Consider the following 16730-nt stretch of genomic DNA (forward strand, 5'->3'; position numbering starts at 1 on the left):
AAAGTAACCAAAAAACGCTGCGCTCCGATCATCCGGCCCCTGCGCTGCGCTCCGGGGTTCCCTTACTCCGGCCTCGCTCCCGGGAGCACCGCGCTGCAGGCCCCATCCTGGGGCCCAGCGCTTGACGGGCATCCATGCCCGTCACCTCCCTTCGCAAGGCCTGCGTTCGGCCTCCTGAAGTCGCGAAGATCAAAAGCCAGATCAAAAGCCAGATCAAAGGCAGATCAGAAGCGGGAGTGAAAGCTGAAATCAACGCTCATGCTGGCCCGCGAGCGGCGATAGCCGCAGCGCTATCAGCGCAATAGCGAACGGTGGTTGTTCTAAAACCTGCGAAAGAGGACAATTATCGGCTTCCCGTCACAACCAGCGACCTTGCATGGCCTTTCTTGCACTTGGTATCAACCATAAGACTGCCTCGGTAGACGTACGCGAGCGCGTGGCGTTTACCCCAGAGCAGCTGGTAGACGCCCTGCAGCAGCTCTGCCGACTGACTTCCAGCCGCGAGGCGGCGATCCTGTCGACCTGCAACCGCAGCGAGCTCTATATAGAGCAGGACCACCTGTCCGCCGACGCCGTGCTGCAATGGCTGGCCGATTATCACCGCCTCAGCCTGGACGAGCTGCGCGCCAGCGCCTACGTGCATGAAGAGCACGATGCGGTAAAGCACATGATGCGCGTGGCTTCCGGCCTGGACTCATTGGTGCTCGGCGAGCCGCAGATCCTCGGCCAGATGAAGTCCGCCTACGCCGTGGCGCGCGAGGCCGGCACCGTCGGCCCGCTGCTCGGGCGCCTGTTCCAGGCCACCTTCAGCGCTGCCAAGCAGGTGCGTACCGACACCGCCATCGGTGAAAACCCGGTATCGGTGGCGTTTGCTGCGGTCAGCCTGGCCAAGCAGATCTTCAGCGACCTGGGCCGTAGCCAGGCCTTGTTGATCGGTGCCGGCGAAACCATCACCCTGGTCGCCCGCCACCTGCATGAGCAAGGCGTGCGGCGTATCGTCGTGGCCAACCGCACCCTGGAGCGGGCCAGTATCCTGGCCGAGCAGTTCGGCGCGCATGCCGTATTGCTGGCCGACATCCCCCAGGAACTGGCCAACAGCGACATCGTCATCAGCTCCACCGCCAGCCAACTGCCAATCCTGGGCAAGGGCGCGGTCGAGAGTGCGCTGAAACAGCGCCGGCACAAGCCGATCTTCATGGTCGACATTGCCGTACCGCGCGACATCGAACCTGAAGTCGGCGAGCTGGACGACGTCTACCTGTACACTGTCGATGACTTGCACGACGTGGTGGCGGAAAACCTCAAGAGCCGCCAGGGCGCCGCCCAGGCTGCCGAAGAGCTGGTGTCGGTGGGCGCCGAAGATTTCATGGTGCGCTTGCGCGAACTGGCTGCGGTGGATGTGCTCAAGGCCTATCGCCAGCAAAGCGAGCGCCTGCGCGATGAAGAACTGCAAAAGGCCCAGCGCCTGCTGGCCAACGGCGGCAACCCCGAGGACGTACTGGCCCAACTGGCCCGGGGGCTGACCAACAAACTTCTGCACGCGCCCAGCGTGCAGTTGAAAAAGCTCTCGGCCGAGGGCCGCCTTGATGCGCTGGCCATGGCCCAGGAACTCTTTGCCCTCAACGAGGGCTCCACGGACAAATCCCCGCAATGAAAGCGTCGCTGCTGAACAAACTGGATATCCTCCAGGACCGCTTCGAAGAGCTCACCGCACTGCTCGGTGATGCCGAGGTCATTTCCGACCAGACGCGCTTTCGCGCGTATTCCCGTGAATACGCCGAGGTCGAGCCGGTCTACGCTGCTTATAAAGAGTGGTGCAAAGTCCAGGGCGACCTTGAAGGTGCCCAGGCGCTGCTCAAGGACAGCGACCCGGACCTGCGCGAAATGGCCGTGGAAGAAGTGCGTGAAGCCAAGGAGCAGCTGCTGACGCTGGAGGCGAAGCTGCAACGCATGCTGCTGCCCAAAGACCCCAACGATGGCCGCAACGTGTTCCTCGAAATCCGCGCTGGCACCGGTGGCGACGAGGCGGCGATCTTCTCCGGCGACCTGTTCCGCATGTATTCACGTTACGCCGAAAAACGCGGCTGGCGCCTGGAGATCCTGTCCGAGAACGAAGGCGAGCACGGCGGCTACAAGGAGATCATCGCCCGTGTCGAGGGTGAGAACGTCTACGGCAAGCTGAAGTTCGAGTCTGGCGCGCACCGCGTCCAGCGCGTGCCCGAAACCGAATCCCAAGGCCGCGTGCACACCTCCGCGTGCACGGTGGCGGTGCTGCCCGAGCCGGACGAACAAGCAGCCATCGAAATCAACCCGGCCGACCTGCGCGTGGACACCTACCGTGCATCTGGCGCGGGTGGCCAGCACGTGAACAAGACCGACTCGGCGATCCGTATCACCCACTTGCCCACCGGCATCGTGGTCGAATGCCAGGAAGAGCGTTCGCAGCACAAGAACCGCGCCCGTGCCATGTCCTGGCTGTCGGCCAAGCTCAACGACATGCAGACCAGCGCAGCACAGAATGCCATTGCCAGCGAGCGCAAGCTGCTGGTGGGCTCCGGTGACCGTTCCGAGCGCATCCGCACCTACAATTATCCACAGGGCCGGGTGACCGATCACCGTATCAACCTGACCTTGTACTCGCTGGACGACATCCTCAGCGGTGGCGTGGACGCAGTGATCGAACCGCTGCTGGCCGAATACCAGGCCGATCAACTGGCTGCCCTGGGGGACTGATGACCATCATCGCCAGCTTGCTGCGCAACGCGCAGCTGCCCGAATCGCCCACCGAGCGGCTGGATGCCGAATTGCTGTTGGCTGCTGCCATCGGCAAATCGCGCAGCTACCTGCACACCTGGCCCGAGCGAATTGTCAGCAGCGAAGATGCCCAGAGATACGCCGATTACCTGCAGCGCCGCCGCGGCGGCGAGCCGGTCGCCTACATCCTCGGGCAGCAGGGCTTCTGGAAGATCGACCTGGAAGTGGCGCCGCATACCCTGATCCCGCGGCCGGATACCGAACTGTTGGTCGAGACGGCCCTCGAACTGCAACCTGCCTCGCCAGCCAAGGTCCTCGACCTGGGCACCGGTACCGGTGCAATTGCCCTGGCCCTGGCCAGCGATCGCCCGGCCTGGCAGGTAACTGCGGTTGACCGGGTGGAGGAGGCCGCTGCCCTGGCCGAGCGCAACCGCCAGCGCCTGGGCCTGGGCAACGCCCAGGTGCGGGTAAGCCACTGGTTCGACAGCCTGGCCGGCGAGCGTTTCGACCTGATTGTCAGCAACCCGCCCTACATCGCCGCCGCCGACCCGCACCTGGTGGCCGGTGACGTGCGCTTCGAGCCCAGCAGTGCGCTGGTGGCCGGCGCCGATGGCCTGGACGACCTGCGCGTGATTGCGGCCCAGGCCCCCGCGCACCTGTTGCCGGGTGGCTGGTTGCTGCTCGAGCATGGTTACGACCAGGCAGCTTCAGTACGCGCCTTGCTGGCTGAGCAAGGTTTTATCGAGGTTGCCAGCCGCACGGACCTGGGCGGCCATGAACGCATTACCCTGGGGCGCCTGCCATGCTGAGTGATGAGGAACTGTTGCGTTACAGCCGGCAGGTATTGCTGGCCCAGATCGACATCGACGGCCAGTTGCGGCTCAAGCAGAGCAAGGCCCTGATCGTCGGGCTCGGCGGCCTTGGCTCGCCGGTTGCGCTGTACCTGGCTGCCGCCGGGGTCGGTGAGCTGCACCTGGCCGACTTCGACACCGTCGACCTGACCAACCTGCAACGCCAGGTGATTCACGACAGTGCCAGCGTCGGCATGAGCAAGGTCGATTCGGCCTTGCAGCGCTTGCAGGCGATCAACCCGGAGATCGGCCTGGTCGCCCATCGCGAGGCCCTGGATGAAGACTCGCTCGCTGCCGCTGTGGCGGCGGTCGACCTGGTGCTGGATTGCTCCGACAATTTCGCTACCCGTGAAGCGGTCAACGCTGCCTGTGTGGCTGCTTGCAAACCGCTGGTAAGCGGCGCGGCGATCCGCCTGGAAGGGCAGCTGTCGGTGTTCGACCCTCGGCGCGACTATAGCCCCTGCTACCACTGTCTGTATGGGCATGGCAGTGAAGATGAGCTGACCTGCAGCGAAGCGGGCGTTATCGGGCCGCTGGTGGGCTTGGTGGGCAGCCTGCAGGCGCTGGAGGCGATGAAGCTGCTGGCCGGGTTTGGCGAGCCGCTGGTTGGCCGCCTGCTGTTGATCGATGCCCTCGGCACCCGCATTCGCGAGTTGCGGGTCAAGCGTGACCCTGCCTGTACTGTTTGCGGCAAGCGCGATGGCTGAGCGCTCGGCGCCGGTCGGCGTGATGGACTCGGGGGTCGGCGGTTTGTCGGTGCTCGCCGAGATCCAGCGCCTGCTGCCCAACGAGACGCTGCTGTATGTGGCCGACTGTGGCCATGTGCCTTATGGCGAGAAGTCGCCAGACTACATCCGTGAACGCTGCCGGCGTATTGCCGCGTTCTTCCAGGCACAAGGCGCCAAGGCCATGGTACTGGCGTGCAACACCGCCACGGTAGCGGCGGTGGCTGACTTGCGCGAGTTGTACCCGACCTGGCCGCTGGTGGGCATGGAACCCGCTGTGAAGCCCGCGGCGGCGGCTACCCGCTCGGGCGTGGTCGGTGTGCTGGCCACTACCGGTACCCTGCAGAGCGCCAAATTCGCCGCTTTGCTCGACCGCTTCGCCAGCGACGTGCAGGTCATCACCCAGCCTTGCCCAGGGCTGGTCGAGCTGATTGAAACCGGAGACCTGACCAGCCTGGCGCTGCGCCAGATGCTGCTTGGCTATGTGCAGCCGTTGCTGGCCGCCGGCTGCGATACGCTGATCCTCGGTTGCACCCATTACCCCTTCCTGCGCCCGTTGCTGGCCGACCTGGTGCCGGCGGACGTGGCTATCATCGACACCGGCGCCGCTGTGGCGCGCCAACTGCAGCGGCTGCTGGGTGCCAACGATCTGTTGGCCGAAGGCCCGGCCGGCGATGCCCGCTTCTGGAGTAGCGCTGATCCAGAAAATCTCAGAAAAATCCTACCTGTGCTGTGGCGTAAGTCCGACGATGTGCAAAGCTTTGCGTTGTGAAAAAAACGTGAAAGACAGCTGAACTATCGTTCCACTTCTGCTTTCTACCGCTTTGCCTGAGATGAGGCGGACACTAATAACAGCATCAGGAAGAAGGATGTTTCTTATGAGGAAACTGCTTGGCTTGGCGGCGGCTGCTGCCTTTACATTGGGGCAAGCGATGTCGGCACAGGCTGCCGACGTTTCGTTTTCGGTAGGGCAGACCGGTGACTCGACCATGGTCTACCGATTAGGGCTGCAATCGAACTGGGATGCGAGCTGGTGGCAGACCAGCGTTGGTCGGCTGACTGGCTACTGGGATGGGGCCTACACCTATTGGGATGGTGACGAGACGGCGAGCAACCACAGCCTGTCGTTTGCGCCAGTCTTCGTCTATGAGTTTGCCGGGGAGTCGGTGAAGCCCTACATCGAGGCAGGGATTGGTGTGGCGGCGTTTTCCAGCACCGAACTGGAAAGCAACGAGCTAGGCTCGTCGTTCCAGTTCGAGGACCGCATCGGCTTTGGTTTGCGCTTTGCCGGCGGGCATGAGATCGGAGTGCGGGCGATCCATTACTCCAATGCGGGTATCAAAGAGCCCAACGATGGGGTGGAAAGCTACAGCCTCCATTACCGCATGGCGCTCTGAGTTCACCTGCGCCGGCGTCTTCGCGGGGTTCTACGCTTCGATAACCCGCTCCCTCAGGGATACCGCAGCATTCAAGATCTGGGTATTCCTGTGGGAGCGGGCGCGCCCGCGAAGAATCCAACCCTGTTTTCAGGTATCAGCGCGTCAACGGCCACAGGCTACTGATGTCCAGGGTTTCCAGGATCAGTTCCGGTTCTCCCTGCGGCCACCGACGCAACAACGCTTCAGCGACACCCTGCGGCGTCCACTCCTCCGGTATCGCCTGCACCGACGTCACCGGCACCTTCAGCGACTGTGGCGCCACTACAGTCAGCCCGATGCCCAGCTCCTTCAGAGGCTTGCGTTGCTCACGCATCCATTGCGGCAGGTTGTTCCAGCCCGCAATGACCTGTGTCGGTGCATACAGCTGCAACGCTGAATAACGGTTGAACAACGCCATCACCTGCGGCGAATCGCCCTTCGCCAGCAAAGGCAGCGCTTTGCTCAGGCACAGCTCACCTGCCAGCTGGTTGGTACTGCCTATCGCCTCGAACAGTTCGCTGTCTGCTACATCGGCCGGCAGGTAATCACTGGTGCCGGCATTTATGATCAAGCCATCCAGCGAGCACCAGGCATGGCATATCTGCTGGCAGGCATTCGCCACCTGTTGTTCTTCATGCATTTGCCAAGGCAACCGCAACAGCTGGCTGCCATAACACGCACTCAAGGCCTCCAGTGCATCGCTGTCCTTACCGCTTGCTGCTACCCGGTGTCCTTGCCCGAGCAGCGCCTCCACTAATGCGAGGCCGAGTCCATTACCGGCACCCGTCACCCAGATACTGCGTGCGTTCTTCAAGTTATTGCCCTCTGATCCTGCCGACGCGGGAGGCTCTTGAAGGCCTCCAGCGCGCGCTGGCGACTGCTGCCGAGATCGACAATTGGACTGTGATAGGAATTATTAGCAAAAAGATCAGCCGACTTCACGGGTAGATGGATGGTTTTTTCATCTAGCCCCCGCAATTCCGGCAGCCAGTGCCGGATGAAGTGCCCCTGAGGGTCGAAACGTTGAGACTGTGAAATCGGGTTGAAGATACGGAAATAGGGCACTGCGTCTGTGCCGGTGGAGGCACTCCACTGCCAGCCGCCATTGTTGGCAGCCAGGTCACCGTCTATCAGGTGGCGCATGAAGTGCCGCTCGCCCTTGCGCCAGTCGATCAGCAGGTTCTTGCTGAGGAACATGGCCACGACCATGCGCAGGCGGTTGTGCATCCACCCGGTATCCAGCAGCTGGCGCATGGCGGCGTCGATGATCGGGAACCCGGTGCGGCCTTGTTCCCAGGCCTCCAGGTCTGCCGGGGCGTCACGCCAGGGCAAGGCTTCGGTCTGGGCGCGGAAGGCGCGGTGGCGTGAGACCTGTGGATAACCGCTCAGGACGTGCTTGTAGAATTCGCGCCACAGCAGTTCGTTGATCCAGGTTTGTACGCCGGTACTGCCACTGTCGAACTCGCCTCGGTTGCTGGCCAGTGCACCGTGCAGGCACTGGCGGGGCGAGATCACGCCGGCGGCCAGATAAGTCGAAAGCTGGCTGGTACCAGGCTTGGCAGGCAGGTCACGCTGTAGCTGGTAGTCGTCGATGGCTTCGTCAAGGAAGCGGGACAGCCGCCCCTGCGCCTCGGCTTCACCCGCTGGCCAATATTCGCGCAAGGCGCGCGTGGGTGTTTCAAAACCGTCCACGTGTTGCGGAAGCGGGTCGGCAGGGATGTGCAGCGGTGCCTGGCGCTTAACCCGGTGGGCCAGGGCAGGCAGGCTGCGGTGCAGGTGCTCCAGGCAGGTTTTCTTGAACTGGCTGAAAACCTGGAAGTAGTCACCACTGCGGGTCAGGATGGTGCCCGGGCGGAAAAACAGCTGGTCGAGGTGGCTGTGGGCCTGAATGCCCGACTTTCCCAGCAGGGCACGGGTGGCATCGTCACGGCGCTGCTCGTTGATGCCGTACTCTTCGTTCCAGTGGGCGCTTGCCACCTGATGTTGGCGGCATACCTCAAGCACGGCTTGTGGCGCCTGGTCCCAGGTGTCGATCTTGCGGATCAGCAGGGGAATATTCAGGCCTTCCAGCGACTGGCGCAGGTCGCGCAGGTTGCGCAGCCAGAAGTCGACTTTGCAGGCGGCATCATCATGGGCTTGCCATTGCCCGGGGCTGACCAGCCAAAGGGCAATGGTCGGCCCGCGCTCGGTGGCGGCGCTGAGAGCGGTGTTGTCATCGATGCGCAGGTCGCTGCGCAGCCAGGTCAGGTGCATGGGGCATTCATCTCTACAGGCTGGCGGTCATGGGCTTGAAGCAAGCGCAAAGCCACCTGCGGGGTGTCGAACAGGGCCAGGTTGGGCAGCTCGAGGGCACGCAACTGCGCTTCATGCAGCAACAGCGTCGGGCCGCCGGCCAGGATTGTCATGGGCAGGTTGTACAGGGTGCGTTGCAGTGCCTTGCCATCGATGCGGGGCCCCAGGTGCAGGAGCACGGCGCGGGGGTTGAGTGTGCTGACCGCACGTTGCAGGTGCGGACCTGCAACGGGGTTTTCCAGTACCTCGACTGGGAACCCGTTGCTGGTGAACAGCCAGGCGCATAGCCATAAACCGGCGCTGAAGGCACGTTCACTGTCTTCCACCAGCAACACCGCAGGGCCCTGCAATAACTGGTTGTCATGGTAGACGCGGGCACCAAGCTTGCTGCGAAGCCAGCTGTGGAAAAACGCCTGTTCCAGCTGCGCATTGAAGTAATTGCGCCACCGCAGGTCGAGGAGGTCGAGCAGCGGCAGCAGCAGTTGTTCGCACAGGGTAACGGCCGGGTACAGGGCCATGGCCTGGTTAAGCTGTTGGTCAAGGGCGCGCTGTGACAGGTTGGCAATGGCCTCGATCAGCTGGAACTGCCGGGCCTGCCAGTCACCCTTGGGCGGCGTGCTGGACGGCTTGTCGAGCAGCTCGCGCACTTGGCCGACCGATGCCCCACGCTGCAACCAGCCAAGGATTGCCTCGACCCGCTCGACCTGTTCCAACGGGTACAGGCGATGCCCCTTGGCGGTGCGCTGGGGCTTGAGCAGGCCATACCGACGTTCCCAGGCGCGCAGGGTGACCGGGTTGACGCCGGTGCGGCGGGCCAGTTCGCCGATGGGCAGCAAGTCCTCAGACTGCATTGCGCAAGCCCAGGCTCTCGGGGTGCGGCTGCAGGTAGGCTTGCTGCTGCAGATAGGCGTCGGGGTGCTTGCGCAAATGGTGCTTGAGCAGGGTCAGCGGCACCACAAGTGGCACTACGCCTTGCTGGTACTGGCTGATGAGTGTCTGCAACTCGGCCTTGTCCTGTTGCGTCAGGCTGTCCTTGAAATAGCCGCTGAGGTGCTGCAGCACATTGCAGTGGGTGCCGCGGCTGGCACAGCGGCGCAGGGCCTGCATCAGCTCGCTGAAGTAGCGTGGGCCGATGCTGTGTGGGTCGTCATCCTTGCTCATGCTGCCGAGCAGGCGGCCCAAGGTTCGGTAGGCCTGCGGGTTGTTGGCCATCACCAGGTACTTGTAACGCGAATGAAAGCGGACCAGGCTGCCACGGCTAAGGCCCTCGGCAAGCAGGCGCTGCCAGTCGGCGTAGGCATACACGCGGCTGATGAAGTTCTCGCGCAGCACGGGGTCATGCAGGCGGCCTTCTTCTTCTACTGGCAGGTCCGGGCGTTGAGCGCAGAAGGCCTGGGCGTAAACGCCGCGCCCACCGTGGAGGGCCGGATGGCCGTTGTCCTGATACACCTTGACCCGTTCCAGGCCACAGGAAGGCGACTTCTGCATGAAGATATAGCCGCAGATATCGTCGAGCTCGGCGGCCATCTGCTCGCCATAGCCGCGCAGAGGTTCGGTCAAGTCCATGCCAGGGTTGCGGGTGCCGACCACTTCCGGTCGTTCGGGGTTGCCGACCAGGCGGATCGGGTCGCGCGGTACGCCCAGGCCGATGGCGACTTCCGGGCACACCGGCAGCCAGTCAAAATGAGCATCCAGTTGCGTACGGCACAGGTCCGAGGCCTTGTGGCCGCCGTTGTAACGCACGCTGTGCCCGGTCAGGCAGGCGCTGATGGCGATACGCGGCTTGCTGTGGGCTGAAGGGTCGTGCATGGCTGCCTCCGGTAAACTTGTACGATTCTAGAATCTTGTACAAGTTTATTCCAGCACAGCCGGGAAGTTATGCAAACAGGAATTTTTGGATGGCCTTACATCATTCCATGTGTTCGAGCAGCCGTCGCGCCGCTTCCTGGCCGCTGAGCCAGGCGCCTTCCACCCGCCCGGACAGGCACCAGTCGCCGCAGGCGTACAAACCTTGATCAGCATCGGCCAGTGCGCCCCACTCATGATTGCTGCTGGGGCGCGCATAGAGCCAGCGGTGGGCCAGGGAGAAGGTGGGCGCTGGCACCACGCAGCCGACCAGCTCGGCGAACTCACCCCACAGCTGTTCGATCACTTGCTCCTTGGTCAGGTCGATGTGCTGCCGGCTCCAGTCAGAGGTGGCGTGCAGCACCCAGGTATCGAGCTGCTCGTCGCGGCCGGGCTTGCTGCGGTTGCGGGCCAGCCAGTCGAGCGGTTTGTCCTGCACGAAGCAGCCTTGCATCGGGGTGTCCAACGGTGTCTGGAAGGCGAGCGCGACAGCCCAGACAGGCTCCATCTGCACGCCCGCCGCCACGGCTGCCAGTTTCGGGGTGGAGGCCAGAAGTGGCGTGGCCTGCGGTGCCGGTACAGCAATCACCACGCGGCTGTAAGGGCCATGGCTGCAGCCTTCGGTATCTTGCAGGTGCCAGTACTGCTTGCCGCGGAACACCTCGGCGATACGGCAGCCGAAGTTCACTGTCACATCCTTGAGCAGCCCACGGGTGATGGCGCTCATGCGTGGCACGCCCACCCATCGCGTCTGTTCGTCGGGGGAGGGGGTGAGCTCGCCATCACGGTAGTTGTACAGCTGCGGCTTCCACTGCTCGGCCCAGCCGGCGGCAACCCAATGTTGCACCTGCTCGACGAAGCGCCGGTCACGGGCAGTGAAGTACTGGGCGCCGAGGTCCAGCGCGCCGGCCTCGCTGCGCTTGCTGGCCATGCGCCCGCCACTGCCGTGGCCTTTGTCGAACAGATGCACGGACTGCCCGGCCTTTTGCAACGCCTGGGCGACTGACAAGCCGGCGATACCGGCCCCGATGATGGCAATAGGTACTGTCATGATGGCCTCTTCAAACCTTGCTATGAGCAGACTACGCTGTCAGGCAAACCTGTACAATCCAGAAATTCTGTATAAGGTTATTCCGCTTTCACGGGCAGGTTGGCCTATGTTTATCCGAGAGCGTCGGGTCAAAAAAGTGCCTTGATGTTAAAAATAGACCACCGCCGCATTCTGCGAGGACACAGCCATGCATATATTGCTGACAGGTGGCACCGGTTTGATTGGCAAGCATCTGTGCCAGTACTGGCTTGGCCAGGGGCATCGGCTCACGGTATGGAGCCGGCGACCCGAGCAGGTGCCGAAAATATGTGGCAGTGGCGTGCGTGGCATCGCCCGCCTGGAGGAGCTGGAGGCGGACGATCACCTTGATGCGGTGGTCAACCTGGCCGGTGCGCCGATTGCCGATAGGCCCTGGACGGCCGCCCGGCGCAACCTGCTGTGGGCCAGCCGGGTCACCCTGACCGAGCAATTGCTGACCTGGCTGGGCACTCGTGAGCAACGCCCGCAGGTGCTGATTTCCGGCTCTGCAGTGGGCTGGTACGGTGACGGTGGTGAACGCGAACTGACCGAGGCCTCGCCACCGGTGCGCGAAGATTTCGCCAGCCAGTTGTGCATTGCCTGGGAAGAGACGGCCCAGCGCTCCCAGGCACAGGGCATCCGCGTGGTGCTGGTGCGCACCGGGCTGGTGCTGGCCAGCGATGGCGGCTTTTTGTCGCGCCTGCGCGTGCCCTTCAAACTGGGGCTGGGCGGGCCATTGGGCGATGGGCGGCAGTGGATGCCATGGGTCCATATAGACGACCAGGTCGGCCTGATAGATTTTCTCTTGCAGCACAAGGATGCCAGCGGTCCTTATAATGCCTGCGCCCCGGAGCCGGTGCGTAACCGCGAGTTCGCCAGGCGCCTGGGCCGGGCCCTGCATCGGCCGGCGCTGTTGCCGATGCCGGCATTGGTGCTCCGGGCTGGCCTGGGCGAGATGTCGACCTTGTTGCTGGGCGGTCAGCGGGCGCGCCCGGTACGCTTGCTGGCGGCTGGCTTCACCTTCCGCTTCAACGATCTGCAATCGGCCCTGGACAACTTGTCCAGCCGCCTCTGACATAGGACGCTGCATGACCGATCACGCCCTGCTGCTGGTCAACCTGGGTTCCCCGGCCTCCACCTCGGTGGCCGATGTGCGCCGCTACCTCAACCAGTTCCTCATGGACCCGTACGTGGTCGACCTGCCTTGGCCGGTGCGGCGCCTGCTGGTGTCGTTGATCCTGATCAAGCGCCCGGAACAGTCGGCGCATGCCTATGGCTCGATCTGGTGGGAGGAGGGCTCGCCGCTGGTGGTGCTGACCCGTCGCCTGCAGTCAGCAATGGTCGAGCACTGGCCCCATGGCCCGGTGGAAATTGCCATGCGCTATGGCCAGCCAGCCTTGCCCGAAGTGCTGGAACGCCTGGCAGGCCAAGGCGTGCGCAAGGTGACCTTGGCGCCGCTTTATCCACAGTTCGCCGACAGTACCGTGACCACTGTGGTCGAGTTGGCAAAACAGGTGATCAGCGTGCGCCAGCTGCCCCTGCAGATGCGCGTGCTGCAGCCGTTTTACGAGCACCCTGAATACATCGAAGCGCTGGCTGCCAGCGCCCGGCCTTACCTGGAACAGGATTACGACCACCTGTTGCTGAGCTTCCATGGCTTGCCGGAGCGGCACTTGAAGAAGCTGTTTCCGAAGGGCAACAAGCACGACCTGCGCACCGCCGATTGCTGCCACGGCGCATCCGCCGAGGTGCGTGCGGTGTGTTACCGCGGGCAATGCCTGGCTACGGCCAAAGCCTTTGCGCAGAGAATGGGCATACCGGATGGCAAATGGTCTGTATCGTTCCAGTCTCGGCTGGGGCGGGACAAGTGGATCGAGCCCTACACCGAGACGCGGCTGGATGAGCTGGCCAAGGCTGGCGTGAAGAAGCTGCTGGTGATGTGCCCGGCGTTTGTGGCCGATTGCATCGAGACGCTGGAAGAGATCGGCATGCGCGGCAGCGAACAGTTTGTCGAGGCGGGCGGGCGGGAGCTGGTGCTGGTGCCGTGCCTGAATGATCACCCGGAGTGGGTGAGGGTGCTGGCGGATATGTGCGAAAAGGCCTGATATTGCGGCTGCCTATACCGGCCCTATCGCCGGCAAGCCAGCTCCCATAAGGGCATCACAGTATCTGAAACTTGTGGTGTACCTGTGGGAGCCGGCTTGCCGGCGATAGGGCCGGTTCAGGTTAAAGCCGGATCAAGGCAACTGGTCGTCCAGTTTCTTGTGCTTCCAGCCATCATTGCCCGGCAGGATCAGGTTCAGGGCAATTGCCACGATGGCGCACAGGGCGATGCCCTTCAGGCCCCAGTCATCCGGGCCGTCACCGCTGCCGATCAGCACGCCGCCGATACCAAACACCAAGGTTACCGACACGATCACCAGGTTGCGCGCTTCGGCCAGGTCGATCTTGTGGCGGATCATGGTGTTCATGCCCACCGCCGCAATCGAACCGAACAGCAGGCACAGAATGCCGCCCATCACGGGTACCGGGATGCTTTGCAGCAGCGCGCCGAACTTGCCGATGAACGCCAGGGTAATGGCGAAGACCGCCGCCCAGGTCATGATTTTCGGGTTGTAGTTCTTGGTCAGCATCACTGCGCCAGTCACTTCGGCGTAGGTGGTGTTGGGCGGGCCGCCGAACAGGCCGGCTGCCGTGGTGGCCAGGCCGTCACCCAGCAAGGTGCGGTGCAGGCCAGGCTTTTTCAGGTAGTCACGGCCGGTCACGCTACCGACCGCAATCACCCCGCCAATGTGCTCGATCGCCGGTGCCAGGGCGACCGGGACGATAAACAGGATGGCCTGCCAGTTGAATGCTGGTGCAGTGAAGTTAGGGATTTCCAGCCACGGTGCAGCGGCGATCTTCGCCGTGTCGACCACGCCAAAGGCGAAGGCCAGGGCAAAGCCCACCAGCACGCCGGAGATGATCGGTACCAGGCGGAAAATGCCCTTGCCGAACACGGCGACGATCAAGGTGGTCAGCAGGGCTGGCATGGAGATCAGCATGGCGGTCTTGTACGGCATCAGTGCTGCGCCGTCCCCACCTTTGCCCATCGCCATGTTGGCAGCGATCGGTGCCATGGCCAGGCCGATGGAGATGATTACCGGGCCGATAACCACAGGCGGCAGCATGCGGTCGATGAAACCGGTGCCTTTGATTTTTACCATCAGGCCCATGAAGGTGTACACGAAACCTGCAGCCATCACGCCGCCCATGGTCTCGGCCAGGCCGAACTGGCCCTTGGCGAGGATGATCGGGGTGATGAAGGCAAAGCTGGAGGCCAGGAACACCGGTACCTGGCGGCCGGTAACCAGCTGGAACAGCAGCGTGCCGATGCCGGCAGTGAACAACGCGACGTTCGGGTCGAGGCCGGTGATCAGTGGCATCAGCACCAACGCGCCAAATGCCACGAAGAGCATCTGCGCGCCCGAAACGACCTGGCGCCAGAGCGGGTCGTTGAAGCCGTCCTGCATGGTCAGGCGTCCTTTTGCTTGGTGCCGAAGATCTTGTCACCGGCATCGCCCAGGCCCGGCACGATGTAGCCGTGCTCGTTCAGGCGCTGGTCGATCGAAGCGGTGTAGATCTTCACGTCCGGGTGGGCTTTTTCCACCACTTCGATGCCTTCTGGCGCGGCGACCAGCACCATGGCGCGGATCTCCTTGCAGCCGGCCTTTTTCAGCAGGTCGATGGTAGCGACCATCGAAGCGCCGGTGGCCAGCATCGGGTCGATGATCAGGGCCAGACGCTGGTTGATGTCCGGCGCGAGCTTTTCCAGGTAGGTGTGGGCTTCGAGGGTTTCCTCGTTGCGGGCGACACCCACGGCGCTGACCTTGGCACCTGGGATCAGGCTGAGCACGCCGTCAAGCATGCCGATACCCGCGCGCAGGATGGGTACTACGGTAATCTTCTTGCCGGCGATTTTTTCAACTTGCACCTTGCCACACCAGCCGTCGATCTCGTAGGTTTCGAGTGGCAGGTCCTGGGTGGCTTCGTAGGTCAGTAGCGCGCCGACTTCCTGGGCGAGTTCGCGAAAATTCTTGGTGCTGATATCGGCACGGCGCATCAGGCCGAGCTTGTGGCGGATCAGCGGGTGGCGGATCTCACGAGTGGGCATAGGGGGGCTCCGAAAGGCGGGCAAAAAAACCGCGCTAGATTAATCTATTCAACCTGTGCTGTCGTCTGGTCATTTTGGACGTTAGTCCATAAATGCTTGATCTGGGACGAGCGGATGCGTACCTTTGCCCGCTTTTCCAAAATGCACCCCCGGAGAGCGCCATGTCCGCCGATCTCGAGCACATCCGTCAAGTCATGCGTGAAGCTGACTGCCTGTACACCGAAGCCGAAGTCGAAGCGGCCATCGCCAAAGTCGGCGAGCAGATCTGCAAGGACCTGCACGACAAGAACCCGGTGGTGTTCTGCGTGATGAACGGTGGCCTTATCTTCTCCGGCAAACTGCTGACCCACCTGCAGTTCCCGCTGGAAGCCTCGTACCTGCACGCCACCCGCTACCGCAACCAGACAAGCGGCGGCGAGCTGTTCTGGAAGGCCAAGCCGGAAGTGTCGTTCATCGACCGTGACGTGCTGATCGTCGACGACATCCTCGACGAAGGCCACACCCTCAGCGCCATTATCGAGTTCTGCAAACATGCCGGTGCGCGCTCGGTGCACACCGCAGTCCTGATCGACAAGGACCACGACCGCAAGGCCAGCCCGGACCTCAAGGCCAACTACGTGGGCTTGCCGTGTGTCGACCGCTACATCTTCGGTTACGGCATGGACTACAAAGGCTACTGGCGCAATGCCAACGGCATTTTCGCAGTCAAGGGGCTTTAATCTGGCGCCGCCCTGCATGCTAGAGTGCTCCTTCATTCAAGGAGCCTCACATGCGTGCGATTCTTCCCCTCCTGTTGGCGGTCAGCCTGCCACTCGCCGCCGCACCGCTGCACAGCCAGTTTCTGCCGCCTGACGACCAGTCCCTGCGCCAGGAAGCGCCGACCGGCCAGCAACTGCTGCAGGTGACCGACTACTCGGTGGTAGTGGGTGCCCAGCGGCAGTCCGACCAGCAGCCGATCCCGATCACCTCGTCGTTGCAGGTGCGCCTGAAGGGCAAGCCGTTGAGCAAGGGCGCGACCATCGCCCAGGTGCTGCTGACCTTCGACGGCGAAGCGGCCAAGAGCCTGAAGAAGCCCGTGTATGACGAAAAAAGCCGCACCTTGAGCCTGAATTACCCGGTCAGTGACTACCGGGTAATCATGGACCTGCTGCGTAACGAGACCCTGTACGTGCAGTTTCTCACCTATGGCAACGGCCACATCTGGGCCGACCTGCACACCGGTACCGTACGTACGCGTTGAGCCACGCAGCCTGCGAGGGGTAAACTGCCGGCCTTCGAAATCCCGTGATGGTCCAGTTGGAGTCGGCAATGCGTAAAGACAAGAAACAGGTAATCGGCGACGAAATCAGCGACGACTACATCAAGTCGTTCCTTCAGTTCGAACCGGCCGATGGCGTGACCTCTCCTTCGCACCACAAGCTGGTCAAGGCGTACCGCGGGCTGCGTGTCGACGATTTCGAGCGCTTTGTCGGCTTCTTTGTCGAAGCTGGCCTGGACCTGGATGGCAAGGACGAGCACGGCAAGACCTTCGTCGAGCAAATTGCCGACCAGCGCAATGCGCCTGAGTACATCGAGATCATCGACAACGCCCGCGGTTGATATACAACCTGTGCTGGACCTTTC

18 protein-coding genes are annotated in these 16730 nt (G+C 62.8%); 11 read left to right on the forward strand and 7 right to left on the reverse strand.

What is annotated here, in order from left to right:
* Positions 1-376: 376 nt before the first annotated feature.
* The 6 genes from hemA (at position 377) to E8E78_RS10685 (ending at position 5727) form a co-directional block, all read left to right on the forward strand.
* On the forward strand, positions 377-1654 hold the full coding sequence (gene hemA, locus E8E78_RS10660; protein ID WP_016501506.1) for a glutamyl-tRNA reductase: 1278 nt from the start codon (positions 377-379) through the stop codon (positions 1652-1654).
* Positions 1651-2733, forward strand: a complete 1083-nt coding sequence (gene prfA / locus E8E78_RS10665) for a peptide chain release factor 1 (protein ID WP_016501505.1) — start codon at positions 1651-1653, stop codon at positions 2731-2733. The genes hemA and prfA overlap by 4 nt, the downstream gene beginning before the upstream one ends.
* Positions 2733-3563 (forward strand): peptide chain release factor N(5)-glutamine methyltransferase, encoded by an 831-nt coding sequence (gene prmC / locus E8E78_RS10670; RefSeq protein WP_016501504.1) that lies wholly within the window; start codon positions 2733-2735, stop codon positions 3561-3563. The genes prfA and prmC overlap by 1 nt, the downstream gene beginning before the upstream one ends.
* Complete coding sequence (locus tag E8E78_RS10675) at positions 3557-4312, forward strand: molybdopterin-synthase adenylyltransferase MoeB (RefSeq protein WP_059396058.1); 756 nt, start codon at positions 3557-3559, stop codon at positions 4310-4312. Before prmC ends, E8E78_RS10675 begins: the two co-directional genes overlap by 7 nt.
* Positions 4305-5102 carry a glutamate racemase gene (gene murI / locus E8E78_RS10680; protein WP_049277206.1) on the forward strand — a complete coding sequence of 266 codons (798 nt, stop codon included), beginning with the start codon at positions 4305-4307 and terminating at the stop codon, positions 5100-5102. The genes E8E78_RS10675 and murI overlap by 8 nt, the downstream gene beginning before the upstream one ends.
* 106 nt (positions 5103-5208) lie before the next feature.
* Positions 5209-5727, forward strand: a complete 519-nt coding sequence (locus E8E78_RS10685) for an acyloxyacyl hydrolase (RefSeq protein ID WP_016501501.1) — start codon at positions 5209-5211, stop codon at positions 5725-5727.
* A gap of 136 nt (positions 5728-5863) precedes the next feature.
* On the opposite strand, the gene E8E78_RS10690 is transcribed toward E8E78_RS10685, so the two are convergent.
* The 5 genes from E8E78_RS10690 to E8E78_RS10710 all read right to left on the reverse strand — a co-directional run bounded on the left by E8E78_RS10690 (position 5864) and on the right by E8E78_RS10710 (position 10936).
* On the reverse strand, positions 5864-6562 hold the full coding sequence (locus E8E78_RS10690; protein ID WP_049277207.1) for an SDR family oxidoreductase: 699 nt from the start codon (positions 6560-6562) through the stop codon (positions 5864-5866).
* The gene (phrB, locus tag E8E78_RS10695) at positions 6559-8001 is read right to left on the reverse strand and encodes a deoxyribodipyrimidine photo-lyase (protein ID WP_280311977.1); all 1443 of its coding nucleotides are present in this window, start codon (positions 7999-8001) and stop codon (positions 6559-6561) included. The genes E8E78_RS10690 and phrB overlap by 4 nt, the downstream gene beginning before the upstream one ends.
* A complete protein-coding gene (locus tag E8E78_RS10700; RefSeq protein WP_059396057.1) occupies positions 7992-8891 on the reverse strand; it encodes a MerR family transcriptional regulator in 900 nt (299 codons plus the stop codon). Before E8E78_RS10700 ends, phrB begins: the two co-directional genes overlap by 10 nt.
* Entirely contained in the window at positions 8881-9849 is a 969-nt protein-coding gene (locus E8E78_RS10705; RefSeq protein ID WP_049277210.1) for a DUF523 and DUF1722 domain-containing protein, read from the reverse strand. The genes E8E78_RS10700 and E8E78_RS10705 overlap by 11 nt, the downstream gene beginning before the upstream one ends.
* A gap of 100 nt (positions 9850-9949) precedes the next feature.
* Positions 9950-10936 carry an NAD(P)/FAD-dependent oxidoreductase gene (locus tag E8E78_RS10710; RefSeq protein ID WP_049277212.1) on the reverse strand — a complete coding sequence of 329 codons (987 nt, stop codon included), beginning with the start codon at positions 10934-10936 and terminating at the stop codon, positions 9950-9952.
* A 187-nt stretch (positions 10937-11123) separates the two neighbouring features.
* Here E8E78_RS10710 and E8E78_RS10715 point away from each other — a divergent pair, with 187 nt between their 5' ends.
* Positions 11124-12029 (forward strand): TIGR01777 family oxidoreductase, encoded by a 906-nt coding sequence (locus E8E78_RS10715; RefSeq protein WP_049277213.1) that lies wholly within the window; start codon positions 11124-11126, stop codon positions 12027-12029.
* A 13-nt stretch (positions 12030-12042) separates the two neighbouring features.
* Entirely contained in the window at positions 12043-13059 is a 1017-nt protein-coding gene (hemH, locus tag E8E78_RS10720) for a ferrochelatase (protein WP_059396055.1), read from the forward strand.
* Between the two features lie 132 nt (positions 13060-13191).
* Here hemH and E8E78_RS10725 read toward each other — a convergent pair whose 3' ends face one another.
* Together E8E78_RS10725 and upp are read right to left on the reverse strand one after the other, a co-directional pair.
* Positions 13192-14466 (reverse strand): uracil-xanthine permease family protein, encoded by a 1275-nt coding sequence (locus tag E8E78_RS10725; protein ID WP_016501493.1) that lies wholly within the window; start codon positions 14464-14466, stop codon positions 13192-13194.
* Positions 14467-14468: 2 nt separating this feature from the next.
* The gene (upp, locus tag E8E78_RS10730; protein ID WP_016501492.1) at positions 14469-15107 is read right to left on the reverse strand and encodes a uracil phosphoribosyltransferase; all 639 of its coding nucleotides are present in this window, start codon (positions 15105-15107) and stop codon (positions 14469-14471) included.
* Between the two features lie 161 nt (positions 15108-15268).
* Between upp and E8E78_RS10735 the strand changes: the two genes are divergently transcribed.
* From E8E78_RS10735 to E8E78_RS10745, 3 genes are all read left to right on the forward strand, one after another.
* Positions 15269-15826 (forward strand): hypoxanthine-guanine phosphoribosyltransferase, encoded by a 558-nt coding sequence (locus E8E78_RS10735; protein ID WP_016501490.1) that lies wholly within the window; start codon positions 15269-15271, stop codon positions 15824-15826.
* A gap of 50 nt (positions 15827-15876) precedes the next feature.
* Complete coding sequence (locus E8E78_RS10740) at positions 15877-16347, forward strand: hypothetical protein (RefSeq protein WP_016484881.1); 471 nt, start codon at positions 15877-15879, stop codon at positions 16345-16347.
* A gap of 68 nt (positions 16348-16415) precedes the next feature.
* Complete coding sequence (locus E8E78_RS10745; protein ID WP_016501487.1) at positions 16416-16706, forward strand: PA4642 family protein; 291 nt, start codon at positions 16416-16418, stop codon at positions 16704-16706.
* The last annotated feature ends 24 nt before the right edge of the window (positions 16707-16730 follow it).

Source organism: Pseudomonas sp. BN505, from assembly GCF_029873175.1.
GTDB classification, from domain to species: Bacteria; Pseudomonadota; Gammaproteobacteria; order Pseudomonadales; family Pseudomonadaceae; genus Aquipseudomonas; species Aquipseudomonas putida.